The 23,613-nt window shown below is 31.1% G+C and carries 24 protein-coding genes and 1 pseudogene; 8 read left to right on the top strand and 17 right to left on the bottom strand.

Annotated elements, in window-relative coordinates:
- Positions 1 to 23: 23 nt before the first annotated feature.
- Entirely contained in the window at positions 24 to 383 is a 360-nt protein-coding gene (locus DY249_RS00950) for a hypothetical protein (RefSeq protein ID WP_115594865.1), read from the bottom strand.
- A gap of 126 nt (positions 384 to 509) precedes the next feature.
- Here DY249_RS00950 and DY249_RS00945 point away from each other — a divergent pair, with 126 nt between their 5' ends.
- A complete protein-coding gene (locus DY249_RS00945) occupies positions 510 to 725 on the top strand; it encodes a DUF1858 domain-containing protein (protein ID WP_115594864.1) in 216 nt (71 codons plus the stop codon).
- A gap of 31 nt (positions 726 to 756) precedes the next feature.
- Here DY249_RS00945 and DY249_RS00940 read toward each other — a convergent pair whose 3' ends face one another.
- The 4 genes from DY249_RS00940 to DY249_RS00925 form a co-directional block, all read right to left on the bottom strand.
- Positions 757 to 1,080, bottom strand: a complete 324-nt coding sequence (locus tag DY249_RS00940) for a DUF1648 domain-containing protein (protein ID WP_115594863.1) — start codon at positions 1,078 to 1,080, stop codon at positions 757 to 759.
- 25 nt (positions 1,081 to 1,105) lie between these two features.
- Positions 1,106 to 1,624, bottom strand: a complete 519-nt coding sequence (locus DY249_RS00935) for an NUDIX hydrolase (protein ID WP_115594862.1) — start codon at positions 1,622 to 1,624, stop codon at positions 1,106 to 1,108.
- Positions 1,625 to 1,697: 73 nt separating this feature from the next.
- Entirely contained in the window at positions 1,698 to 3,347 is a 1,650-nt protein-coding gene (locus tag DY249_RS00930; RefSeq protein WP_115594861.1) for a putative manganese-dependent inorganic diphosphatase, read from the bottom strand.
- Between the two features lie 9 nt (positions 3,348 to 3,356).
- Positions 3,357 to 4,601, bottom strand: a complete 1,245-nt coding sequence (locus DY249_RS00925; RefSeq protein WP_115594860.1) for a hemolysin family protein — start codon at positions 4,599 to 4,601, stop codon at positions 3,357 to 3,359.
- A 120-nt stretch (positions 4,602 to 4,721) separates the two neighbouring features.
- Between DY249_RS00925 and DY249_RS00920 the strand changes: the two genes are divergently transcribed.
- Positions 4,722 to 6,041: an NCS2 family permease gene (locus DY249_RS00920; RefSeq protein WP_115594859.1), complete on the top strand. Its 1,320-nt coding sequence runs from the start codon at positions 4,722 to 4,724 to the stop codon at positions 6,039 to 6,041.
- A gap of 38 nt (positions 6,042 to 6,079) precedes the next feature.
- On the opposite strand, the gene DY249_RS00915 is transcribed toward DY249_RS00920, so the two are convergent.
- Together DY249_RS00915 and DY249_RS00910 are read right to left on the bottom strand one after the other, a co-directional pair.
- On the bottom strand, positions 6,080 to 6,376 hold the full coding sequence (locus tag DY249_RS00915; protein ID WP_101540242.1) for an MTH1187 family thiamine-binding protein: 297 nt from the start codon (positions 6,374 to 6,376) through the stop codon (positions 6,080 to 6,082).
- 15 nt (positions 6,377 to 6,391) lie between these two features.
- Entirely contained in the window at positions 6,392 to 7,666 is a 1,275-nt protein-coding gene (locus DY249_RS00910) for a M18 family aminopeptidase (protein WP_115594858.1), read from the bottom strand.
- A gap of 122 nt (positions 7,667 to 7,788) precedes the next feature.
- Between DY249_RS00910 and DY249_RS00905 the strand changes: the two genes are divergently transcribed.
- The gene (locus tag DY249_RS00905) at positions 7,789 to 8,361 is read left to right on the top strand and encodes a xanthine phosphoribosyltransferase (protein WP_115594857.1); all 573 of its coding nucleotides are present in this window, start codon (positions 7,789 to 7,791) and stop codon (positions 8,359 to 8,361) included.
- Here the strand turns inward: DY249_RS00905 and DY249_RS00900 are convergent.
- On the bottom strand, positions 8,279 to 8,539 hold the full coding sequence (locus DY249_RS00900) for a YkvA family protein (protein WP_245943475.1): 261 nt from the start codon (positions 8,537 to 8,539) through the stop codon (positions 8,279 to 8,281). The genes DY249_RS00905 and DY249_RS00900 overlap by 83 nt on opposite strands.
- Between DY249_RS00900 and DY249_RS00895 the strand changes: the two genes are divergently transcribed.
- The 3 genes and pseudogenes from DY249_RS00895 (at position 8,472) to DY249_RS00890 (ending at position 10,269) form a co-directional block, all read left to right on the top strand.
- On the top strand, positions 8,472 to 8,774 hold the full coding sequence (locus DY249_RS00895; RefSeq protein WP_245943474.1) for a macro domain-containing protein: 303 nt from the start codon (positions 8,472 to 8,474) through the stop codon (positions 8,772 to 8,774). The genes DY249_RS00900 and DY249_RS00895 overlap by 68 nt on opposite strands.
- 93 nt (positions 8,775 to 8,867) lie before the next feature.
- Positions 8,868 to 8,987: an LDCC motif putative metal-binding protein gene (locus DY249_RS09395; RefSeq protein WP_281063119.1), complete on the top strand. Its 120-nt coding sequence runs from the start codon at positions 8,868 to 8,870 to the stop codon at positions 8,985 to 8,987.
- Between the two features lie 146 nt (positions 8,988 to 9,133).
- A pseudogene (locus DY249_RS00890) lies at positions 9,134 to 10,269 on the top strand (IS256 family transposase).
- Positions 10,270 to 10,580: 311 nt separating this feature from the next.
- On the opposite strand, the gene DY249_RS00885 reads toward DY249_RS00890, so the two are convergent.
- Entirely contained in the window at positions 10,581 to 12,422 is a 1,842-nt protein-coding gene (locus DY249_RS00885; RefSeq protein ID WP_115594856.1) for a flavocytochrome c, read from the bottom strand.
- Between the two features lie 242 nt (positions 12,423 to 12,664).
- On the opposite strand from DY249_RS00885, the gene DY249_RS00880 reads away from it, so the two are divergent.
- Together DY249_RS00880 and DY249_RS00875 are read left to right on the top strand one after the other, a co-directional pair.
- Positions 12,665 to 13,186, top strand: coding sequence for a sigma-70 family RNA polymerase sigma factor (locus DY249_RS00880; protein WP_115594855.1), 522 nt, complete (start codon positions 12,665 to 12,667; stop codon positions 13,184 to 13,186).
- Complete coding sequence (locus tag DY249_RS00875; RefSeq protein WP_115594854.1) at positions 13,179 to 14,165, top strand: hypothetical protein; 987 nt, start codon at positions 13,179 to 13,181, stop codon at positions 14,163 to 14,165. The genes DY249_RS00880 and DY249_RS00875 overlap by 8 nt, the downstream gene beginning before the upstream one ends.
- Positions 14,166 to 14,210: 45 nt before the next feature.
- On the opposite strand, the gene yihA is transcribed toward DY249_RS00875, so the two are convergent.
- From yihA to cdaA, 8 genes are read right to left on the bottom strand one after another with little or no spacing between them, the layout of a single operon-like run.
- Positions 14,211 to 14,798: a ribosome biogenesis GTP-binding protein YihA/YsxC gene (gene yihA / locus DY249_RS00870; protein WP_115594853.1), complete on the bottom strand. Its 588-nt coding sequence runs from the start codon at positions 14,796 to 14,798 to the stop codon at positions 14,211 to 14,213.
- Positions 14,795 to 17,125: an endopeptidase La gene (gene lon / locus DY249_RS00865; RefSeq protein ID WP_115594852.1), complete on the bottom strand. Its 2,331-nt coding sequence runs from the start codon at positions 17,123 to 17,125 to the stop codon at positions 14,795 to 14,797. Before lon ends, yihA begins: the two co-directional genes overlap by 4 nt.
- Positions 17,126 to 17,166: 41 nt before the next feature.
- A complete protein-coding gene (clpX, locus tag DY249_RS00860; RefSeq protein ID WP_115594851.1) occupies positions 17,167 to 18,396 on the bottom strand; it encodes an ATP-dependent Clp protease ATP-binding subunit ClpX in 1,230 nt (409 codons plus the stop codon).
- 7 nt (positions 18,397 to 18,403) lie between these two features.
- The gene (clpP, locus tag DY249_RS00855; RefSeq protein ID WP_101540251.1) at positions 18,404 to 18,997 is read right to left on the bottom strand and encodes an ATP-dependent Clp endopeptidase proteolytic subunit ClpP; all 594 of its coding nucleotides are present in this window, start codon (positions 18,995 to 18,997) and stop codon (positions 18,404 to 18,406) included.
- Between the two features lie 31 nt (positions 18,998 to 19,028).
- Positions 19,029 to 20,396, bottom strand: a complete 1,368-nt coding sequence (gene tig, locus DY249_RS00850; protein WP_101540252.1) for a trigger factor — start codon at positions 20,394 to 20,396, stop codon at positions 19,029 to 19,031.
- 56 nt (positions 20,397 to 20,452) lie between these two features.
- The gene (locus DY249_RS00845) at positions 20,453 to 21,769 is read right to left on the bottom strand and encodes a CCA tRNA nucleotidyltransferase (RefSeq protein ID WP_115594850.1); all 1,317 of its coding nucleotides are present in this window, start codon (positions 21,767 to 21,769) and stop codon (positions 20,453 to 20,455) included.
- The gene (locus DY249_RS00840; protein ID WP_115594849.1) at positions 21,766 to 22,719 is read right to left on the bottom strand and encodes a CdaR family protein; all 954 of its coding nucleotides are present in this window, start codon (positions 22,717 to 22,719) and stop codon (positions 21,766 to 21,768) included. The genes DY249_RS00845 and DY249_RS00840 overlap by 4 nt, the downstream gene beginning before the upstream one ends.
- A complete protein-coding gene (cdaA, locus tag DY249_RS00835; RefSeq protein WP_115594848.1) occupies positions 22,709 to 23,533 on the bottom strand; it encodes a diadenylate cyclase CdaA in 825 nt (274 codons plus the stop codon). The genes DY249_RS00840 and cdaA overlap by 11 nt, the downstream gene beginning before the upstream one ends.
- Positions 23,534 to 23,613 lie beyond the last annotated feature (80 nt).

The following is a 23,613-nucleotide window of genomic DNA, read 5'->3' as shown; positions in this document are numbered from 1 at the left end:
GCTAATATTATACTAACAAGCCTCTACTTTTCAATATTATTTTCAAGCTCACTTAGATCTTTTCCTTTTTTTACTAGAGCTTTTTGTATGGCAATTCTCTCATTTATTAGTTCTTGTTTCCTATTTGCTATTTTCTTTTTATTAATAATAGTTGCAATACTTATACTAACAATAAAAATTACTATAAAAAATCCCACACTTTGATTATCACTAATAGGGATTTGCCTTATAATTAGCGTTGTTAGACCTGCTATTATTAAAGGGATAATAAATAATTGAAAAAACGATACGTTTTTACCCAAATTACTTATCATTTCATTTTTTTCTTTTAGTTTTTCTCTTAATTCTAAAATTTCATCCATTAATAATTCTTTTTCTTGCATTTTCTATTGACCTTTCTTAGATTTTCTATTATTATACTAAATGTTAAGAGAAAGTTTAATCCCTAGTAAGTTACTTGCTAATAGTGCATTTTGTAGTACTATAAATATATAAAAGGGGGTACTAGAATGGAAGATACTAAACAAACAACTGGCAAAGTTGAAATCACCCGCGATATGTTAATTGGTGATATCATCCAGGCAAAACCAGAATCAATAAACACTCTCCTTATGGCAGGTATGGGTTGCATCGCATGTCCATCTTCATTGTACGAAACACTTGATGAAGCATGCATGGTACACGGCATGGACCCAGAATACCTACTTGAGGAATTAAATAAATAAAACTCGGAGCTTAAGCTTCGAGTTTTTTTATTTATATATATCTTAGTAATAAGTAAGCAAAATTTAAAAGAAATAAAGTTAAGACAACTATGATAATAATATTGCTAGTTCTATTGTCTTTATAATCTGCTCTTTTATATGCTATTTTATCTATTAAAAGTGTAGCTGAATAAATTATCCAGATACTAATTAGAAAGTGCCCCTTTTCTATACTATTATTGACTTCTCCACTGCCATTCCAATGGATTGGTATGAGGTCAGGTAAATTTTTAAAATTTATTATTCCAATAACTAATAATAAACTAAATGCTATCCTTAGAAATAGATAAGCCTTGGTGAAACTAGTTTTTTTCATAAACTTGCTTCCTTTCTTATTCTAATTATATATCCACGTACCTATTATCACGGCTTAAATCAAATAAAAACCTAATAAATGATTCCTTGTAGCCTACAAATTTATCTGCTCGTCTTAAAGCAAGAACTCCTTCTAGATTTTCCCACCTAGCATCTGCTACTTCTTCTTTTTGAAGTATTAAATCATCTAAATTTATATCACCGTGTAAAATATAAAAATCATCAAAGCCTTGTGGAAAATTAGCAGTTAAGCTTGGTCTTATTTTTGAAAAGTCTATATTTATGCCAAGTTCTTCTGATAATTCTCTTTGTGCTCCTTGAGAAGATGATTCTTTTGTAGAAACCGCTCCTCCACATGTTACATCCCATAGGCCAGGCATTTTTTTATTATAGGTTCTTTGTTGGATTAATAGTTCTCCCTTACTATTAAAAATACAAACATGAACTACTAATCTAAAAAAACCTTTGGGTTGGGCACTTCCTCTTATGTAGGTATTTTTTGTTATTTGCCTATTTCTATCATATAAATCCATTATTTCATCCATACACTCACACTCCTAATAATTTTTTACCCTAAAATAATATAAATAAAAAATCCTAGCTTAAGCTAGGACTCTGTTACTCTGCTTTTACAAAAGCATTTGTTAGTCTTGGTATGACTTGTTTTTTACGACTTAAAACTCCCGGTGCAGAAATAGTACCATTTGTAACCTTATTGCCAAATTCTTCTTCTATATCTTCCACATGTTCACCTACAACTAAAAGCTCACTAGTTTCATTAAATATATCTGTTAGAACTAAAACAAATGTAGATTCTCCTTTTGATTCTATTTTTGCTTGCATAAGACTTGTAATTTCATCACGAAGCGGTTCTAATTCTTCTGGATTCATTGTCATAACTTGACCAACTCTTACATCTTCTCCACCTATTGTAAATGTTTTTACATCGCCTTCTACAATATCTGCTGGAGATTTTTCTTTTAAACTTGTACCCGCTTTAAACATTTGGTTGGCAAACTCTTCTGGATTTATATCTGCAATTTTGCTCATACGGTCAAGTATTCTACGATCAACATCTGTTGTTGTTGGTGATCTAAACAAAAGAGTATCTGATATAATCGCTGCACATAGTAATCCTGCAACTTTTTTTGATGGTCTTAATCCACTTTCAAAATACATTTCTGAAATAATTGTTGCTGTTGATCCTACAGGCTCTGCCCTATAAAAAAGTGGAGCTGTTGTAGAAATATTTGCAACTCTGTGATGATCTATAATTTCCATTATCTCAGCTTGGTCAATATCATCTATTGATTGATTTTTTTCATTATGATCTACTAATATTAATTTTTTCATATTTGATGAAATCAAATGGTAGCGAGAAATAGATCCTATTACTTTTTTATTTTCATCAACTACTGGATATGATCTAAATCTTGACTTAGCCATAGTTTCCCTTACAAGATCTATAGTATCATTTGTAGAAAAATATACTAAGTCATCTTCTGTCATTACATGACTAACTGGAATAGTCATTGGCAAAAGTCTGGATGTCATAAAGGTGTTATATTCTGTAGATAAGATTGTAACTCCATTTTTATAGGCATTTTCTAATAAATCCTTATCCAAGCTAGATCCATTTGTTAATATTACAAGGGCTACTTTTCTTTCAATTAAATAGTCTAAATAATCTGTACGATTACCTACAATTACTATATCACCCTCGCTAAAATAAGTATCAAAATCTTGATTTTCATCGTTCATAGCCATAACTGTCATTTTGCCATCAAAGTCACGAGGATTTTCTGGTAAAACTAGGGATTTTGCAGCTAATACATCGATAATATTTTCTATAGGTGTGTTGGATCTTCCAATAATTTTATCATCCCAAACATCCATATAAGATTTTGTAATATTTGAAAGTGAGGCTATACCCATTATTTTGCCATCATTATCTACTACCGCTAGAGAGTTTGTAAGTCCTTCTTGAAAAATATCCCAAGCCACCCTTACTGGAATAATTGGATCTATAGCATATGCTCTATCAAAATTTAAATCTTTTACTTGTAAAAGCATGGATTCTTTTAAAGCTGGAACTTCCACATTAAAATAATCTAGGACAAATTTTGTTTCTGGATTTAGATTGCCAAGTCTTACTGGAATGGCATCTACATATCCTTGCCTATTTTTTAAATCTGCATAACAAATTGCAGAAATAATTGAATCTGTATCTGGATTTTTATGGCCACTTATATAAACTGTATCTTTCATTGTCTCTCCCTAAATAAATTCTACTTTCAACTTTTCAATCTTATATCTATCGACTTCATCAACAGTAATTTTTATATTATCGACCTCTACAATATCTCCTTGAACTGGTATTCTTGATAGATGATCGATAACAAAACCACCTATAGAGTCATTTTTAATTTCTTCAAGCTCTAAATTAAAGTAATCATTAAAATCACTAAGGTGCAATGACGGTTCTACTAAATAAGTTCTTTCAGCTATTTTAAATATATCTTGATTATCTTTATCATACTCATCATCGATTTCACCAACTAGTTCTTCTACAATATCTTCTATAGATACTAGTCCACTAGTTCCACCATATTCGTCTATTACCACAGCAAGCGAAACATTTTCAGATCTCATATTTGTAAATAAATCAAATATATGCATATTGTCATAAACATAATAGGCAGGTCTTACTAGCTCTTCTAAAACTAGACCTTTCCCATCAGCAATATGTGAAACTATATCTTTCATATGTAAGATACCGACGATATTGTCAATATTTTTTCCATAAACTGGTATCCTTGAATGATTTGTTTCTTTTAACATATCTCTTAACTCTTGTTGATCCGAGTCAATAGAAATGACTTCCATATTTGTTCTAGGAGTCATAATATCTGAAACATATGAGTTACCAAACTCAAATACATTATTAATCATTTCACTTTCTTCATTATTTATAACACCTTGTTCTTCAGAAACATCTACTATAGTTTTTAGGTCTTCTTCTGTAACTACATTTGAATTCTCTTCTTCGCCTATTAATAATTTAGTCATTGCTCCTGTGATTTTTCCTAAAACTAAGTTAATTGGTTTTAAAATCACATCAATAATCCTAATTGGTCTTGCTACTTTTAAGGCAAGTTTTTCACTATTTGCAGCTGCAATATTTTTGGGAGTAACTTCTCCAAAAATTAGAATAACTATAGTTAGTATAATTGGTGATATTACTGCACCCTTCGATCCCATAACTTCGGTAAAAAAAATTGTTGCTACTGTTGTAGTAACAATATTTACTATATTATTTCCAATCAATATAGTAGTCAAAACTGAGCCTATATTATCTACTAATCTTTTTACCAAGGGAGCTTTTTCTACTCCATTTTTTTCCATTTGCCTAATTTTAAATATATTTACACTTGTAAGAGCAGTCTCCGACGACGAAAAAAACGCCGAAAGCATTATTCCTACAATTATTACTATTAATTGTATAAAGTTTTTTGTACTCATAAACCCTCCATGACTTATATATATATTATAGTTTAGAAAATTCAAAAAATAAAGATTTTTAGCAAAAATAAATATTTTGCGTATAATAGGTCTGTATCATTTTATTTTAAGGAGGATATAATGGCATTTGAGTCGTTTAATGAACGTACTTTCAAGTTACGTGAACATGGTACAGATCAAAAAACAGAAATAATGGCTGGCATTACCACTTTTATGACTATGAGCTATATTTTAGCTGTAAATCCAGCTATACTTTCTGATGCTGGCATGGATGCTGGTGCTGTATTTTCTGCTACAATTTTAGCTTCTGTAATTGCTATGCTAATTATGGCCTTTTATGCAAATATGCCTTTTGGTTTGTCTGCAGGTATGGGTCTAAATGCATTTTTCACTTATACAGTTGTAATGCAAATGGGTCAAAGCTGGCAATTTGCTCTAACAGCAGTATTTTTAGAGGGTCTTATTTTTATTATTCTTTCTTTTACAGGAGTTCGTGAAGCTTTATTTAATGCTATTCCTATAAATCTTAAAAAAGCAGTTTCTGTTGCTATAGGTTTATTTATTGCCCTTATCGGTTTATTAAATGCTGGTATTGTAGGAGTCGGCGATATCTCACTAGAACTAGGTAATATAGCATCTAAAGAAGGTTTAGTTTTCTTTATCGCTCTTATTATTATGATTGTTCTTACAGCTAAAAATGTAAAAGGTGCTCTACTTTGGGGGATTCTTGCATCTACAATTATTTCACTTATTCTTGGAGTTTCAAAACTTCCAGACGGAAATGCTATAGTGTCAAAACCGCCAACAATTGCTCCAATAGCTTTTAAATTAGATTTTTCAAATATTTTTTCTTTTGAAATGTTTTCAGTACTATTTTCATTTTTATTTGTAGATATATTTGATACTTTAGGTACTCTTACTGGAGTTGCTACCAAGGCTAATATGTTAGATGAAGATGGAAACTTAAAAGATGGATCAAAAGCACTTTTAGCAGATGCTATTGGTACAACATTCGGTGCATTGTTAGGAACATCAACTATTACAACTTTTGTAGAATCTTCTGCTGGTGTTGCAGAAGGTGGTAGAACAGGTTTAACTGCACTTTCAACTGCATTTTGTTTTGCAATCGCTGCATTTTTCTTTCCACTATTTTCAATCATTCCAGCCCAAGCAACTGCAGCTGCACTTGTAGTAGTTGGATTATTTATGCTATCAACAGTTGTGGAAATAAACTTTACAGACATTACTGAAGCTTTCCCAGCTTTTATGACTATTTTAATGATGCCTGCAACTTACTCTATTGCTGAGGGTATTTCATTTGGTATGATTTCTTATGCTGGTATAAAACTATTAACAGGTAGAGGTAAAGAAGTAAGTCCTCTAGTTTATGGACTAGCGATTATTTTCTTATTAAGATATATAGTTCCGGTGTTTATTTAATATAAAAAAGATTGCCAAATAACTTGGCAATCTTTTTTTTACATCTTATCTTTTACTGATTTTACTTTATAATCCATGTCGTGATCTTTATCTCTTCTATCGTCCATTTTTATTACTGTATAAACTCTATCAGATCCAGCTTTAAAAACCTCTTCTTGCATCTTTCTAGCAACTTCAAAGCACTTATCAGGATCTGCTTGTATTACAGTTCCCATTGGATTTAATTTGTGTTTAACTCCTTCCGCTTCTAAAACTTTACTAGCACTTGCTACATATTTACTTACTGAAGTTTCTTTTGTACCTATTGGTATTAAACAAATTTCCATTATTGCCATAATATTCTCCTTTTTTTATAATTCTGTTTGATAAAATGCCTTATAAATTTTATAAGCATCAAAATGATCTTCTATACCTCCAAGCTCTCTTATTGAGTGCATGGCAAGTATTGGCTCACCTACATCTATAGAATTTATTCCAAGTCCAGTTGATGCAATTGGTCCTATAGTGGAACCTCCAGCCTTATCGTTTCTATTGTGGAATTTTTGTATATTGCATCCAATATTATTTGCTAGGTCAATTAATCTAGAATTTGAAGCAATATTTGATGAATAAGCTCCATTTGCGGCAGTTTTTATAACAAGTCCACCATTCATCATTATAGGATTAGTTGGATCGTGATAGTCCTTAAAGTTTGGGTGCACTGCATGAGCTTGATCGGCTGATATAAGATAAGTATTTGCTAGTGCTATATAAAAATCTTCATCATCTAAGCCACAATTATCGCAAAGTCTTTTTAAAGTATCTCTTAAAAATGGTGAAAATGCTCCTGTCAGCGTTCTTGATCCTATCTCTTCATTATCATTTAAAACTAATACATTATTTTTTTTACTTTTTGCATCGATAAAAGCCTTTAAAGATGCATGTACTGAGCCAAGATTATCTATACGGCCAATTTGATACATATTATTTATAATTGCACCCTTTTGCCTATCATACAAGCCTAAATCAAAATCTAAAATTTTATAAGCATTTATACCAAATTCATTAGCTAAGATTTTCTCTAAATATCCATTTTCAAAATTTTCCTCAATTGTTTCAATAATGGGATACAGATGATCCTGAGGATTTAATTCAAAACCCTTATTTGCATTTCTATTCATATGGATAGCTGGATTTGGAATAGTAAGTAAGTCTCTATTTATATTTACTAATTTACTTTTGATTTGTCCATCTTCTTTATAAGAAAATTTACCTGCCAAAGACAAGGTTCTATCTGTCCATGTGGAATAAATCATGCCACCATAGGGTTCTATATTTATTTTTAAATAACCACTATCATTTATTTCTGCATTTGATTTTACCTTAAAAGTTGGACTATCAGTATGTGAACCGATTATATCAAATCCCTTTGTTAAATCATCTCCTAGTGTAAAAGCAATTAGTGCTGTATCATTCCTGCTTACAAAATATTTACTATTTCTTTCTATCTCCCATCTTTCATTTTCCTTTAGCTCTATAAAAGCATTGGATTTTAAAATATCTTTGGTATTTGCCACTGCAAAATAATTAAGAGGACTGGCATCTATAAATTTTATTAAATCTTTACTAAATTCTATACTATTCATATAATTATTTTACCCAACTTATTTAGGGTATCTATTATTATAGAAATGCTTATCTTTGACTATTTAGGAATTTATCCTTATAATAATAATAAGTTTTACATACAAAAAAATAAGGAGTTAAGATGAAAGAATTAAAAGATAAAATTTTAGAAGAGGGCGTTGTTCTTGGCGATGATATATTAAAAGTAGATTCTTTTTTAAACCAGCAAATTGATGTTGAGTTAATAAAAAAAATGGGCAAAGAATTTGCAGAACATTTTAAAGATCAAAAAATCGATAAAGTATTTACTGTAGAGTCATCAGGTATTGCTCCAGCTTTAGCAACTGCAAGTGAACTTGGTGTAAAATGCGTATTTGGTAGAAAAAAACAATCTTTAACTACTAGCGAAGATGTTTACCACTCAAGTGTATTTTCATTTACAAAACAAGTTATGAATGAGCTTATAGTTAATAAAGAATTTATAAGTGAAGGTGAAAACGTCCTAATGATCGATGACTTCCTTGCAAATGGACAAGCAGCAAAAGGAATGATCGCCATTATTCGCCAAGCAGGAGCAAATCCAGTTGGTTGTGGGATAGTAATTGAAAAATCTTTCTCAAATGGACGCGACATTATTGAAGAAATGGGAGTAGAAGTATATTCTCTAGCAAGAATTGCAAAACTTGAAGAAGATAATATAGAATTTGCTGAATAATATTTGCCAGGTCCTTGACCTGGTTTTTTTGTACAAAAAAAGTAGCCCTTAGCTCCTTTTTATTTATTTTCTTAATTTTTTCCTTATCCATAACTGAATCTGGGATCATTTTGCTTGTTATACAAATTAGAAATGGAAGGACGATTGCATCATCCAAAATTCCTAAAAAAGGAATCATATCATTTATCAAATCGGCAGGCATTACTGCTTATAGAAATTCTCTAAAGCTTTCAAAGGAAAAGGGAATAAAATCTATAGCCTTTCCTTTAATTTCTGCAGGTATTTATGGATTTCCAGAAAAAGATGCGTTTTTTGTAGCAAAAAGAACAATCGATGAATTTTTAAAAGATAATGAAATGGAAGTTTATCTTTCTACTTTTGTAAAAGATATCCTGTCTTTAATTATGGGATAGGAAAAAGGGAGATAAAAAATTGAAAAAAATAATTTTTTCCGGTATAAATATTATTGTAGAAAATTTACAAATAATTACCCGAGGAGGTAAAATATGAAAATCTTTGAATCAATAAAAAATAGATGGGAAAAATTCTTGAAAAATCTAGCAGAAGAAAATAAAAAATCTTTTGGAAATGAAAAATTAGATTGTTGTTCAATGAACAAAAGATAATATAAATAAAGAAAAAAATGACCATGGCGGAGACTGTGTAAAATTTTGTGTATAGAAACCTCCTGATTAGGGTAAGTGAAAACTAATCAGGAGGAATTTTTATGCCAAGAAAAAGACCAGAGACAAAAAGAAGCAAAATAGCAAAAATGTTAATTGAAGAATATCAGCCTAAAAGTTCACAAGATATTCAAGAAGCACTAAAAGATCTTTTAGGCGATACAATGGAAGAACTTTTAAAAGCAGAATTAGATGAGCATTTAGACTATGAATATGGAGAAAAACCACTATCATTAAATACAAGAAATGGTACTAGTAAAAAAAAACAGTTAGATCATCATATGGAAATATAGATTTAAACATACCAAGAGATAGAGAAGGAACATTTGAACCACAATCATTAAAGAAATATGAAAAAGACATATCAAACATAGAAAATCAAATAATATCAATGTATGGCAAAGGAATACCCTCGTCTAATAATATCATCAACTCATTTCATTCGTTGGAAAGAATGGGCTGGGGCAGGCCCTGGCAAAATAGACCAATAGAAAAAATCTATCCAATGGTCTTTTTAGACGCTATACACTACCACGTAAGAGAAAACAATATAGTAGTCAAAAAATCAGTCTACATTGCCCTAGGCTACAACCTATAAGGATTTAAAGAAATACTAGGACTATGGGTTGGAGAAAACGAATCAAGCAAATACTGGCTTTTAGTATTAAATGGTCTAAAAGAAAGAGGACTAGAAGATGTATTAATATTCTCAACAGACAATCTACCAGGATTTAGTGAGACTATAGAAGCAGAATATCCAAGAGCAGAAATACAAAAATGTATAATCCATCAAATAAGAAACTCCACAAAGTATGTATCCTACAAAGACATAAAAGAATTAATGAAAGACCTAAAAGCAGTATACAAGGCACCAACAGAAAACTTAGCCTTAACAAATTTAGGAGTCTTTGAAGAAAAATGGGGTAAAAAATATCCAATGTGTGTAAGCTCTTGGAAAAACAACTGGACAGAATTATCGACATATTTTAAATATCCAGAAGGAATAAGAAAACTGATATATACAACAAATGCTATGGAAAACTTCAATAGGTAACTAAGAAAAGTGAGCAAAAATAAAACCACATTTCCAAATGACTATGCTTATGCTCTACAAAAAAGCTTGTATCTAGCAATGGTAGATGCCTCAAGTAAGTGGACATATAGAATACGAGGCTGGGATCAAATCTTATCCCAATTATCAATATTTTTTGAAGGGAGGTGTTAATTAAGATAAAAATTTAGTATGAAATCGGCTGCAAATTTTCATGAAAATTTGACAGCTTATTAAAGTTCTGTACAATTAAGAAAAGCTCCATTCCTATAGAAATGGACAAATATTGATACATAAAAAATGTATCAACCCTTACCCTTATATCAGAATTTAGGTTGATACACAAAATTATTTACAGACCCGCAAAAACGGCTATGAGCATTAAACTCATAGCCTTTCTGCTTGCCACCTAAAGACTCTCTAAATCAGTTTTCTAAAATCCCTAATTCAATGAGCCTTTTGACTACTTTTTATTATTGTGTATTTTATTTTGCATATTCAGAAGCATTTTTACCTGCTATTCTACCATATACTGTTATATCTGCTATAGCTGCTGATCCAAGTCTGTTTGAACCATGAATACCGCCTGTTACTTCTCCTGCTGCATACAAACCTTCGATCCATTTATCATCTTTTGTTAATACTTCAGCATCTGTATTTATTTTTAAACCACCCATAGTATGGTGAACTGCTGGTGCTGCTTTTAACATATAGTATGGTCCTTGATCTATTGTCCATCCTAGCATTCTTAGATTAAAGTCTGGATCTTTGTCTTTTTTAGAATTTTCATTAAATGTTTCTACAGTTTTTAATAGCTGATCTTTGTCTATATCAAAATGATCTGCAAGCTCTTCTATAGTATCAGCTTTGTATAAATTTCCTTTATCAAATTCTTCTTTAGCTTCTTCAGGATTTGATTTCATGGTACCTGTTTCTTCGTTTGATTTTTCATCCCATATTAAGTATCCAACATGGTCTGTTTGATCTTTAATTGCTAGAGAAATTTCACGTCTTGTTGCAAGTTCTTCAACAAATCTATCTCCTTGCTTATTAACTAAGAGTGCTCCACCAACTAATCTTGTATCACCAGTATAAAGAATTCTACCAGTATCTACATCACAGATTGGGTAAAGTTGAATTTGGTCCATATCAACTGTATCTGCACCAAGTTTTTCTGCCATAAGTATACCATCGCCTGTTGCTCCTTTAGCATTAGTTGATTTTACGTGTTCATCAATTTCATGATCGTATTCGTAGGTCATTTCTTCATTTGCACCAAATCCACCTGTTGCAAGTACAACTGATTTTGCATTTACTGTTAGGTTTTCATTAGGTGTTTCAGCTTTTACGCCTGCTACTTTATCATCTTTAGTTAAAATTTCTTTTACATCTGCATCTGTGATAACATCTATTCCCAATTCTTCACATTTTTTTGTATAGTTTTTAATTAACTCATTTCCTGAGTGATCTGCTGGTATAAGTGACCTTTTTACAGAGTGACCACCAAAGAACATTAGATTATCAAGCCATTTGACACCGATATCATCTCTTAACCAGTAAGCATCTTCTGTAGCATGGTCTGCTAGAACATCGATTAGTTCTGGGTTTCCACCTGCTTCTTTAACATCTTTGGCAAATAATTCTTTGCTATCTTCTATACCTTCTTTTTCTTGAAGTTCATTAGCTGGAGCTGCCATTTCACCACCAGAAATTAATGTATTACCACCAACTTGTGGCATCTTTTCTAGTAATATAACATCTGCTCCATTTTCTTTTGCTGTAACTGCAGCTGCAAATCCAGCTCCACCACCACCTACAACTACTACATCAACATCTTTTGTAGCATCTTTTCTTTCTTTATCAGCACTTGTAAAGTCTTCTTGGTAGTTTTCTATGTCATTACCACTAGCTTTTATGGCTTCTGATACTGCTTCTAAAATAGCTGTTGATGAGAAAGTAGCTCCTGAAACAGAATCGATATTTACTGATTGATTTTCAACAATTTGTGGAAGCATTTTGTCGATTGCTGCAGCTCCAAGACCTTCCGTTTCCTCATGATCTACCTTGATGTCTTTTATTTTATCTCCATCAAAGCTAACATGAGCAATTACATCACCATTATAACCCTTTGCTTTTCCTTCAAAAGCGTTTTCATCAGTCTCTTGCTTTTCTTTTTCTTCTACCTTTTCATTTTCATCAGTAGCTTGTTCACTTACTGTTGTGTCAGTAGATGTATCTTCTTTACCTTGGCCTGTATTATCAGCTCCACAGGCAGAGAAGATTAGTGACATTGATAATATGTAAGGTAAAATTTTATATTTTTTCATAACTCCTCCATTCAAAATTTTACTTGTGCAAATATATTATCAAAGAAAAACGTTTTATGCAATGTGCTAAAGTAAATAGTTATTAAAGATAGATAATATTTAACAAATAAAAAATCGCAGCTAGCTGCGATTAATAATTAACTATAAGCTTATTTTATATGAAGTTTTAATATTTTACAATATAATTTTAAAAATGATAGATTTAGCCTTAACTTTACGAATATATAGGTACAGGAGGATATATGGATGATAAGAAAATAATATCTGGAATTAAAAATAAAAAAGAGCCTTACCTAAGCGAATTTATAAATAAGTATGGTGGCGTTCTTAAGGCAAGCATTGTAAAAACTATAGGAAATAGAGATGACCTTGTAATAGAAATACTGAATGATACTCTACTTGCTATTTGGGATAATATAGATTATTTTGATGAAAATAGATCTTCTTTTAAAAACTGGTGTGCTGGTGTTGCTAAATATAAGGCAATTGATGCTATCAGAAAGGAAAATCGCCACGAAAGTATTGATCTTGATAAAGTTAAAAATAATATTAGCATAGAAGAAGATTTTTCAATTGATGAAAGTGGAGAAATATTAAGTCTTTTAAACCCTGAAGATAGAGATATCTTTAAAAAATTATTTATAGAAGGCTATAGCTATGATGAGCTATCAAATATAACAGAAATCCCCAAAGATAGACTTTACAATAAGGTTTCAAGATCAAAAAAGAAACTAAAATTACAACTAGGAGGTAAATATGACTAGTATATACGATAAGATAAATGATATAGATTTTGATACAGATAGCATAGAATTAAATGATATTGAAAAAGAAAAAATGTTTAGAAGTGCAAAATCTTATGCAAAAAAAACTAATAAAAGTAAATTTGTAGCAAGTGCTGCAGCAGCTCTACTTATAGCGGGCCTTATGACACCACAAGTAAGAGCAGAAGTTTTAAAATTTACAACTGATATTAAAGTTTCAATGATGGATGCCTTTGGCGCAAGCCCTGATTCTTATAAATATACAACTGAACTTGACGAATCCGTAAAAGTTGGAAATGATTGTTTTGTAATAGAAAATATAGCCTTTGAAGATAATAAAGCATTTATAAATACCCTTAGAGATAGTGATGGATCTATGGAAAATCAACTTTCAGAAAATGAAGCTTGTGTTTATAAAATTGTTGTAGATGGAGTATCATACAAAGCTTTGGGTAGCTCTGGAAGTTCTGGTCTATTAGAAGATGGAAAAACAATATCCGAAGTTAGCATGATAAATTTTGATAAAGAATTTCCAACTCTTGATAATGCAGACGTTGACCTTTACTATACTGATGGTAATTCAAATGAAATAATATCAACCAAAGCTAGTACAAATACAGTTAATGAAGAAAATGTAATATTTGCAAAAGATCAAAAATTAGAAAATGGATCAGTGATTTCTCTAATGAAGTTAAATCCAATTACTATGACTGCCATTATTAAAAACCTTGAAACAGACTATTATTATCAAATCGAGGGAAGCAACAATGAAGGAAAAACTTTCTTACTTGATGATAGAATAGGTGATAATGGTGAAGTAACTTTTATTTACAACAAAGATTTTTCAGATATGACTTTAGATGAAATAAAAGATGCAGAAGAAATAAACTTTGTTCTTAAAAAAGGAAAAAATAAGATAGACAACAAATCTGGCAAAGAAGAATATAGAACTATAGAAAAATTTACCTACAAAAAATAATAAATATAAATACTAAAAAACCGGTCTAGTGCCGGTTTTTTTAAATTAATTATTTACTATGACATCTACCTGTTCATGAATAACTGATAAGTTGTGTTTATTTTCTGATGAATAAGCAAATATTAGACCTTCATCATCTATATTTAATTTGCTTTTTATAGCTTTAATATGCTTTGATAGTTGATTTTTAGAAATTTTATCATATTTAGTAGCTATTACAAATCCTGTAAAACCTGATTCTAGTATCCATTCATACATTTGTAGGTCCAATTGAGTTGGCTCGTGACGAATGTCTACTAAAAGAAAAACTTCTTTTAAGTTTTCTCTTTGGTGGAGATATTCATTAATTAGTTTGTCCCATTTTGCTTTTTCCGTTTTTGAAACTTTGGCATAGCCATAGCCTGGTAAGTCTACTAATCTAAATTTATTATCTATATTATAAAAATTTATAGTACGAGTTTTGCCTGGTTTGGAGGAAGTTTTAGCCAAATTTTTTCTTCCTAAAAAAGCATTTATAAAAGAGGACTTGCCTACATTTGAACGTCCTACAAAGGCTATTTCTTCTATGCATTCTTTTGGCCACTGAGATTTAAAACCTGCAACTTGTTCTAATTCGATTTTGTTAAATTTCATATTAAAGCCTTATCTATTACTTCAGAAACATTTGTTACTTCTATAAAGTTAATCTTTTCTCTAATTTCTTTTGGTATATCTTCTGTATCTCTTTTATTTTCTTTTGGGATAATGACATTATGGATGCCATAAGTATAAGCTGCTAGGGCTTTTTCTTTTAATCCACCGATTGGCAGTACATCTCCAGTTATAGTGACTTCTCCTGTCATAGCAATATCATTTCTAACTTTTTTGCCAGTTAGAGATGAAACCATAGCCGTTGTCATAGTAATGCCTGCTGAAGGACCATCTTTTGGTGTTGCTCCTTCTGGAACATGGACATGAATGTCTTTATTATCATAAAATTTGCCGCGAATGCCAAGTTCTTTTGCATTTGATCTAATGTATGTCATCGCAGCTTGGCCAGATTCTTTCATCACATCACCTAGAGAGCCTGTAAATTCTACGTTGCCTTTCCCATCCATAACATTAGCCTCTATAGTAAGCATAGTACCACCTACAGAAGTCCATGCAAGACCATTTGCCACGCCAATTTTATCTTTTCTTGAAATATGATCTTCGAAAAATCTTTCCTTGCCCAAATACTTAGTGTAATTTGACATAGTTACTCTTACTTGGTCTTTGCCCTCTAGGATTTCTTTTACAGCTCGTCTGCAAATTTTTGCTATAAGCCTTTCTAACTCACGCACACCAGCTTCTCTGGTGTAATTTTTTATAATAATATCTAGAACATTATCGGAAATTGTAAGTTCATCTTCATTTAATCCGTTATTCTTCATTTCTTTAGAAACTAAATATTTTTTTCCAATATTTAATTTTTCACTATTGGTATAGCCTGAAATTTCTATGATCTCTAGCCTATCATAAAGAGCATCTGGTATTTCGTTTGGATCATTTGCCGTTGTTATAAAAAATACATCTGATAAATCAAAAGGTATATCCACATACCTATCTATAAATTTATCATTTTGCTCTGGATCTAGGACTTCTAGTAAGGCTGATGATGGGTCTCCTCTAAAATCAGAGCCTAATTTATCAATCTCATCTAATAAGAATACTGGATTTTTTACACCAACTCGGTTTATACTTGAAAGTAATCTGCCTGCCATAGCTCCAACATAAGTTCTTCTATGACCACGTATTTCACTCTCATCAGTTACTCCACCTAATCGCATAGTGACAAATTCACGATCTAGAGCTCTTGCAATGGATTTTGCAATAGATGTCTTGCCTACTCCTGGAGGTCCTACTAGACAAAGTACTGTGCCTTGATTATTGTTATTTTTTATTCTAACTGCTATAGATTCTAAGATTCTATCTTTAACTTCCTTAAGTCCATAGTGATCTTCATCTAATATTCTCTCAGCACGTTTTATATCTAAAATATCTTTTGTTTTTTCTTCCCAAGGAAGGTTTACTGCAAAATCTAAATATGCACTTATTACTCCATAGTCAGGACTCATTTCAGGTATAGCTTCTAGCCTTTGAGCATCTTTAAGTAAAGATTTCTTACTAGCTTCTGCTATATTTAATTTATTTATTTTATCAATTAATTCAGCTGCTTGACTTTCATATTCACCTGTTGCTTCATTTAATTCTCGGCGAATAGCTTCTATTTTTTCTCTCAAATAGTATTCTTTTTGAGATTGATTTATATTTTCTTGGACATCTTGCTCAATTTCCATACTTAAATTTTTTAGTTCTATTTCTTTTACTAATATAGTATGAAGTAGGGATAGTCTTTTTTCTGTATCAAGTTCTTTCAAAAGAGCATAGTACTCCTCAGCTTTTAAATCTAGGTGATAGATGATAATATCAGCTAACCTTTGAAGATTATATACTTCTCCTATTGAGGATATAGATTCATCAAAATTTGAACCATCAAGGTCTATATATGCTTTAAAATCATCTAAGATCATTTTTCTTAGAGCTTCTTTTCTATTTGTTTCATCTTCATTTTCTTGTATATATTCATATTCTTCTACAACAGCTTTATAGAATCCTTCACCTAATTTTATTTCTTTTATTTTAGCAATTGATTTTGCTTGTACATACACTCTTATATCCCCATTTGTAAGGCTAAATGACTCTTTGATACTTACAACCATTCCATAGTCATAAAGAGCGTCAGAGCTTGGATTTTCATCGAATACATTTTTTTGATTTACCAAAAAAACTTCTTTATTTTTTATATTTGCATCATCAATAGCATTTTTGGATATAGGTCTAGCACAATCAAAATTTATAATTGTATTTGGATATGCCCAGAGTCCCCTAAGGGGTACGAGTGGATATTCGTTTGTGCTTACTTCATAAACATCTGCCATTATTAACTCCCGTTTAAAAAAGGGAATGGCTAGCCACTCCCTTATCTTTTCTTGTATTTTAGTTTTGAGTGATCCTTAATAGAATCTTTAGTAACAACTACTTCTTTTATATCTGTTTTTGATGGGATTTCATACATTACATCAAGTAGTAAATCCTCTAATATTGTCCTAAGTCCGCGTGCTCCAGTTTTTTGATCAATTGCTTTTTGTGCAATTTCATGTAAAGCTTCATCGTCAAATGAAAGTTTTACATTATCCAATTCAAATAATTTTTGATATTGTTTGATCAATGAGTTTTTAGGTTCTTTTAAGATACGAATTAGAGCATCTTCATCTAGGCTATCTAATGTTACTATAATAGGTACCCTACCTATAAATTCTGGTATAAGACCAAATTTTAGTAAATCTTCAGTGTTTACATCTTTAAGATTTGCCTTATGGTTAGCTGCAACAAGTTCTGCACCAAAACCTATAGTTTTTTGAGCTTGTCTACGATTTATTATATCTTCGATGCCATCAAAAGCACCACCTAGGATAAATAAAATATTGCTAGTATCAACTTGGATATATTCTTGGCTTGGGTGTTTTCTACCACCTTGTGGTGGTACATTTGCCTCAGTTCCTTCAATTAATTTTAAAAGAGCTTGTTGGACACCTTCACCAGATACATCTCTTGTAATGGAAGGATTTTCACTTTTTCTTGTAATTTTATCAATTTCATCTACATAGATTATTCCATGCTCAGCAGCCTGTATATCATAATCTGCGGCTTGGATTAATTTTAAAATAATATTTTCAACATCTTCACCAACATAACCTGCTTCTGTAAGACTAGTTGCATCTGCAATTGCAAATGGAACGTTAAGCTTACGAGCAAGAGTTTGAGCTAAAAGTGTTTTTCCTGAACCTGTAGGACCTAGTAAGAGTATATTTGATTTATTAAGTTCAACATCATCTAGGTCTTCATTGTTTGCATTTATCCTCTTGTAATGGTTATAAACTGCAACCGCTAGGGTCTTTTTAGCTTCATCTTGACCAATTACATATTCATTTAAAAAATCATTTATTTCTGAAGGTGTAGATAAGATTACATCTCCATTCTCATCAAAGTAGTTTTCATCAAATTTTACTTCTGCATTTATTATTTCGCTGCAAAGATTTACACATTCATTACAAATATAAGCATTTGGTCCTGCAATGATACGTTCTACTTGAGAACTATCTTTACCACAAAACGAGCATTTTACATCTTCTTCTTCGAGGTTTGCCATTTATTTCCTACTTACTTTCAATAACTTGATCTATTAAGCCATATTCTAACGCTTCTTGGGCTGTCATGGCAAAGTCACGATCGGTGTCTTTTTCAATTTTCTCTAGGTCTTGACCTGTATTATCAGCTAAGATATGGTTAAGCCTATCTTTTATTTTTAAGATTTGTTCAGCTTGGATTACTATATCAGATGCTTGACCTTGAGCTCCACCGCTTGGTTGGTGGATCATAATATTTGAATTTGGTAAGGAAAATCTTTTTCCTTTTGTACCTGAAGATAGTAAAACTGCACCCATACTTGCTGCTTGGCCGATACAAATTGTAGATACATCTGGTTTGATATAATTCATTGTATCGAATATAGCAAGACCGCTTGTAACAACTCCACCTGGAGAGTTGATATAAAATTGAATATCTTTATCTGGGTCTTCGCTTTCTAAAAATAGTAATTGAGCAATGATTATATCACTCATTTGGTCATTTACTTCCCCAGATAGGAAGATAATTCTATCTTTTAAAAGTCTAGAATATATATCATAGGCTCTTTCGCCTTTATTTGTTGATTCTACTACAGTTGGTACTAAGTAATTACTTGTTTGCATATTATCTCCTTATTTTTGTAAGGATGATATCTTAGTTTTCTTCACTTTCTTCTTTAGAATCTTCGCTGTGGTCGCCTTCATCACCAATTGCTTTGTGATAGTCTTCATGTGGTAGAGCTTTTGCATTTTCGACTAAAAGTTCTACAGCTTTACGACGTTTAATGTTTTCTTTAATTGTATCTTCTGATACATTTTTTCTAAAGATTTCTTTGAATTTTTCGATATCATCTACACCATACATTTTTGCTGATTCATTGATTTCTTCTTCAATTTCATCATCTGTAACATCGAAACCTTCTTTTAGAGCTAATTCGTCAATTACTAGATTTGCTTTTACACGTTCTTCTGCTTGAGCTCTGTATTGTTCTCTAACTTGATTGATATCCATTTGTGTCATTTCGATATATTGAGAAAGACCTATACCCATTTGTTGTAATCTTTGGTCTAGGTTTTGCATTTCAACATCGATTTCTTGATTTACTAGGGATTCTGGTGCTGAAACTTCACTTGCTTTTACTAAGGCTTCTACTGCTTGGTTTTGTTTCGTATTTGTTGCAAAGTTTTCTTTATCATCTTTTAATTTTTCTCTTAAATCAGCTTTTAGTTCATCAAGAGTTTCAAATTCTGAGATGTCCATTGCAAATTCATCATCAAGTTCTGGTAATTCTTTTGTAGTTACAGAATTAATTTCTACTTCGAATTTTGCATCTTTGCCTTGGAATTCTTTTGCTTGGTAATCTTCAGGGAAAGTTACATTTACATCAAATTTATCTCCAGCTTTGTGTCCTGCAACTTGTTCTTCAAAGCCTTGGATAAATGTGTTTGATCCTAATTCTAAATCATAATCTTCAGCTTTTCCGCCTTCGAATCTTTCTCCATCAAGATAACCATCAAAGTCTATATTTACTGTATCACCCATTTTTGCTTCGCCATCTTCTACTGGGATTAGTCTAGCATTTTCTTCTTGTTGACGAGCAAGTTCTGCATCGATATCTTCATCTGTTACTTCTGATGGGATATCTTCGATGATTAATTCGCTGTAATCACCTAAAGTTGGGTGTGGTTTTGTTTCTACTTCTACTTTGAAAGTAATGTCCTTACCAGCTTCTATATCATCAAGATCAACTGATGGTTGGTCTATTGGTTCAAGGTCAAGTTCTTCTACTGCTGCTTCATAAGGTTTAGGGAAAACTATTTGGATAGCTTCATCGTAGAAAATTTCTGGACCATACATTTTTTCTAGGACTTTTCTTGGAACATGTCCTGCTCTAAATCCATCAAGTCTATATCTTTTTTTATTTCTGTTATATACTGTATTTACAGCTTTTGCAAATTCATCATATTTTACGTCAAATTCAAATTTTGCAATATTATTTTCATGAGATTTTAATTCTGTCATTTCTTCCTCCTGCTTATATAGCTACTCATTTGTTTAATATACTACATGTAAGTCTATCAATCAACATTTAAAATGTTAGATTTAATGTAATTTATAATCTCTTTCTTATCATTATTTAATTTTTCTTCATAGACTAAATTTTCTATGATTTTTAATGTTTGACCAAGCTCTTTTCCTTCTTTAAATCCCAATTTTTTTAAATCATTGCCATTTATTTCTATCTGGCTTTTATTAGTTGGCACATTATCATTTTTGATTTCTTCTAATAGTTTTATACCTAAATCTATATTTGAATCGTCAGCATACTTTGTAGAAAGCACATCTGCTCTTTGCAATTTAAAAAGATTTAATAAATTTTCTTCTCCTATATTTCTTAAAAGTTTTCTAATAGATTTTTTAGTATAAGTATTGGTATTATCCATATGTCTTTTTACCAATACCGATGTATTTTCTATGAATTTATTTGAATACTTCAATGTTTTTAGACGTTTTATTAAAAGTTCTTCTGATAAATTTTGATGACCAAAAAATCTCCCCTCTCCGTTTTCATCTAAGAAAAATGTATCAACCTTACCTACATCATGATATAAAGCTGCCATTCTTACTTCTAATATTGGTGGAGTTTTTTCTAAAACACTTAATGTGTGATTATATAAATCATCTACATGAAAGCTAGAGTGTTGGTTAAATCCCTTTGTTTTATAAACTTCTGGGAAAATGTAAGGCAAAAGTCCAACATCATCTAAAATCTTTATTCCCCTTTTTTGATTATCAGCTAGTAAAATTTTATTTATTTCAACTTGAACTCGTTCTTTTGAGATTGCATCAATACTTGCTGCATGTTTTCTAATTGCTGATTTTAAATTCTCCTCTATGTTAAAATCAAGACTCGTTGCAAACCTTACAGCTCTTAGCGATCTTAGTACATCTTCTTTTATACGATTATCCGGATTGCCAACTGCTCTTATTATTTTATTTTCTAAGTCTTTTTTGCCATCAAAAAGGTCTAAAATTTCTCCATTTCTTTTAGCCATAGCATTTATTGTAAAATCTCGCCTTTGTAAATCTTTTATAATGTCATTTGTAAAGGAAATTTTTTCTGGATGACGCTTATCAGAGTAGCCAGATTCACATCGCATGCTGGTAATTTCATATTCATTTTCTTTATCTAGGACTTTTATTGTTCCAAATTTTGCACCAATATCGATTATTCTATAATTTTTAAAAACTTCTTTGATCTCATCTGGCTTAGCTGTTGTAGTTATATCTATGTCAAAGTTTTTGCGATTTAAAAGCTCATCTCTAACGCAGCCGCCTACTATATATGTTTCATATCCACTATCTTCTAGTTGATCTATTATTTTATTTGTCATTTTTTTTCATCATCTGCTTTAGATTTTTTTTCTATATTTATTTTATAGTTTACTAAGTCTTCTCCGTTGTAAACTTTTACCGACTCTGGCAAATCAAGTTTTACTTCTCCATTTTTTGAAGTTCTTTGATTATTTATATCTACTGGTAATGTGTATATAGCTTCTATATCTTTTAAAACAGATTCAGGTCCCTTTATTATGATAGAATCTGGTGATACCTCACGAGATACTTCTTCATAATCTTTATCTATATTTCCATCAGTTTTCATAACTACGTTGACTTGTTTTGTTTCATATACTAAAAATGAAACATTTACATCATCATGAGAAATACTTAAATCTGATATCACTTTGCCTTCTTTATCTAAAATCTTTACTGGTAGGCTATGAATATTTCCGTCTAATAAATTAGGATCATCGACTTTTAGCTCAGCTCTATCAACTTTATTTATTAAGCTAGCTGGGCCTTTTACCGTTATTTTTTCTGGTGTAAGTTCATTTACTTCTACTATTTTGCCATCTTTTATATTATCTGAAATAACAAGATTTACCGGCAAAGCCTTTTCTACCACTTCTTGGATATTTAAATTTATTTGCCCAGGATCTACTTCATCTACGCTTATTCCTGATGGAGTATCTACTTCTATGTCTAGTGATTGCACGCCTGTTTTTAAATCAGAAATATCTACACTAGCATATATATTTGCAGGTTTTAGACTGACTAACTTTTCTCTTGATCCCTTTAATTTTACACTTGTTTGATAAGATTCTTCTTTTCCTACTATGGTATATCCTGATTTTTCCAAATCATCTTGATTTTTGATAACTACTGGAATATTGCGGAAGGTTTTACTTGTAGTTGGATCTGTAGAATTTACTACAAAGGTCCACATAAAAATGGCTACTAAAACTGAAAGAGCTTTTAATTTTGCATCACTTTTATTGTTCATTTTCTTCTGCCTCTTTTTCTTCCTTTTTAGATTCTTTTTTTGCTAAAGATAAGCCTTTTTGTAATCTTTTCTTTAGAGAATCTTCATCTAGATACCTATCTATGCGTCCGTTTTCAACTACTGAAATATTTCCTGTTTCTTCACTTACTACAACAATAATGGCATCTGATTTTTCAGAAATACCTACAGCTGCCCTATGGCGTGTACCTAGTTCTTTTGATATTAAATTTGAATTTGAAAGTGGCAAGTAGCAAGCAGCAGCAACGATTTTTTCATTATTTATTATAACTGCACCATCGTGTAAGGGGGTGTTTGGTATAAAAATATTTATCAAAAGTTCGCTTGATACATCAGCATCTAGAACTGTTCCACTTTCTACTATGTCATTTAAACCAACTTCTCTTTCTAAAACAACTAAGGCACCAATTTTTTGACGAGATAATGATGTCATAGCACGAGTTAGCTCATCGATAGTATTTTCACTTTTTAAAACACGTTCTCCTGTAAAAATAGACCTACCACGCCCAATTCTCTCTAGAGCTGATCTTAGCTCTGGTTGGAAAACAACGATTATAAATACAAGTGTAACTGTCAAAAATTGATTCATAACCCAGCTTACTGTGTTTAGATTTAAAATATCAGCTACCGAAGCAAAAATCAAAAGAATAATAAATCCATATAAAACTTGTTCAGCTCGGGTGTTTCTTAATAATGAAAATAATTTATACACAGCAAAGGCAATAATTGCTATATCTATAATATCTGTAACTCTTATTAGTGCTAAAGAATTTATAAAATCCGTAAAATAATTCATTTTTCCCCCTAATCTTTTTATAATAATATATTACTATTTATTAGGAAAACTGGGTAGTTTTTTGCAAAATAAAAGCACCT

Source organism: Anaerococcus octavius (genome assembly GCF_900445265.1).
GTDB lineage: Bacteria > Bacillota > Clostridia > Tissierellales > Peptoniphilaceae > Anaerococcus > Anaerococcus octavius.
This window is presented reverse-complemented; position numbering and strand designations above follow the sequence as displayed.

Coding starts and splice junctions, on each gene's coding strand:
- DY249_RS00950 (WP_115594865.1), bottom strand. CDS start 383: ATGCAAGAAAAAGAATTATTAATGGATGAAATTTTAGAATTAAGAGAA.
- DY249_RS00945 (WP_115594864.1), top strand. CDS start 510: ATGGAAGATACTAAACAAACAACTGGCAAAGTTGAAATCACCCGCGAT.
- DY249_RS00940 (WP_115594863.1), bottom strand. CDS start 1,080: ATGAAAAAAACTAGTTTCACCAAGGCTTATCTATTTCTAAGGATAGCA.
- DY249_RS00935 (WP_115594862.1), bottom strand. CDS start 1,624: ATGGATGAAATAATGGATTTATATGATAGAAATAGGCAAATAACAAAA.
- DY249_RS00930 (WP_115594861.1), bottom strand. CDS start 3,347: ATGAAAGATACAGTTTATATAAGTGGCCATAAAAATCCAGATACAGAT.
- DY249_RS00925 (WP_115594860.1), bottom strand. CDS start 4,601: ATGAGTACAAAAAACTTTATACAATTAATAGTAATAATTGTAGGAATA.
- DY249_RS00920 (WP_115594859.1), top strand. CDS start 4,722: ATGGCATTTGAGTCGTTTAATGAACGTACTTTCAAGTTACGTGAACAT.
- DY249_RS00915 (WP_101540242.1), bottom strand. CDS start 6,376: ATGGCAATAATGGAAATTTGTTTAATACCAATAGGTACAAAAGAAACT.
- DY249_RS00910 (WP_115594858.1), bottom strand. CDS start 7,666: ATGAATAGTATAGAATTTAGTAAAGATTTAATAAAATTTATAGATGCC.
- DY249_RS00905 (WP_115594857.1), top strand. CDS start 7,789: ATGAAAGAATTAAAAGATAAAATTTTAGAAGAGGGCGTTGTTCTTGGC.
- DY249_RS00900 (WP_245943475.1), bottom strand. CDS start 8,539: ATGATTCCTTTTTTAGGAATTTTGGATGATGCAATCGTCCTTCCATTT.
- DY249_RS09395 (WP_281063119.1), top strand. CDS start 8,868: ATGAAAATCTTTGAATCAATAAAAAATAGATGGGAAAAATTCTTGAAA.
- DY249_RS00885 (WP_115594856.1), bottom strand. CDS start 12,422: ATGAAAAAATATAAAATTTTACCTTACATATTATCAATGTCACTAATC.
- DY249_RS00880 (WP_115594855.1), top strand. CDS start 12,665: ATGGATGATAAGAAAATAATATCTGGAATTAAAAATAAAAAAGAGCCT.
- DY249_RS00875 (WP_115594854.1), top strand. CDS start 13,179: ATGACTAGTATATACGATAAGATAAATGATATAGATTTTGATACAGAT.
- yihA (WP_115594853.1), bottom strand. CDS start 14,798: ATGAAATTTAACAAAATCGAATTAGAACAAGTTGCAGGTTTTAAATCT.
- lon (WP_115594852.1), bottom strand. CDS start 17,125: ATGGCAGATGTTTATGAAGTAAGCACAAACGAATATCCACTCGTACCC.
- clpX (WP_115594851.1), bottom strand. CDS start 18,396: ATGGCAAACCTCGAAGAAGAAGATGTAAAATGCTCGTTTTGTGGTAAA.
- clpP (WP_101540251.1), bottom strand. CDS start 18,997: ATGCAAACAAGTAATTACTTAGTACCAACTGTAGTAGAATCAACAAAT.
- tig (WP_101540252.1), bottom strand. CDS start 20,396: ATGACAGAATTAAAATCTCATGAAAATAATATTGCAAAATTTGAATTT.
- DY249_RS00845 (WP_115594850.1), bottom strand. CDS start 21,769: ATGACAAATAAAATAATAGATCAACTAGAAGATAGTGGATATGAAACA.
- DY249_RS00840 (WP_115594849.1), bottom strand. CDS start 22,719: ATGAACAATAAAAGTGATGCAAAATTAAAAGCTCTTTCAGTTTTAGTA.
- cdaA (WP_115594848.1), bottom strand. CDS start 23,533: ATGAATTATTTTACGGATTTTATAAATTCTTTAGCACTAATAAGAGTT.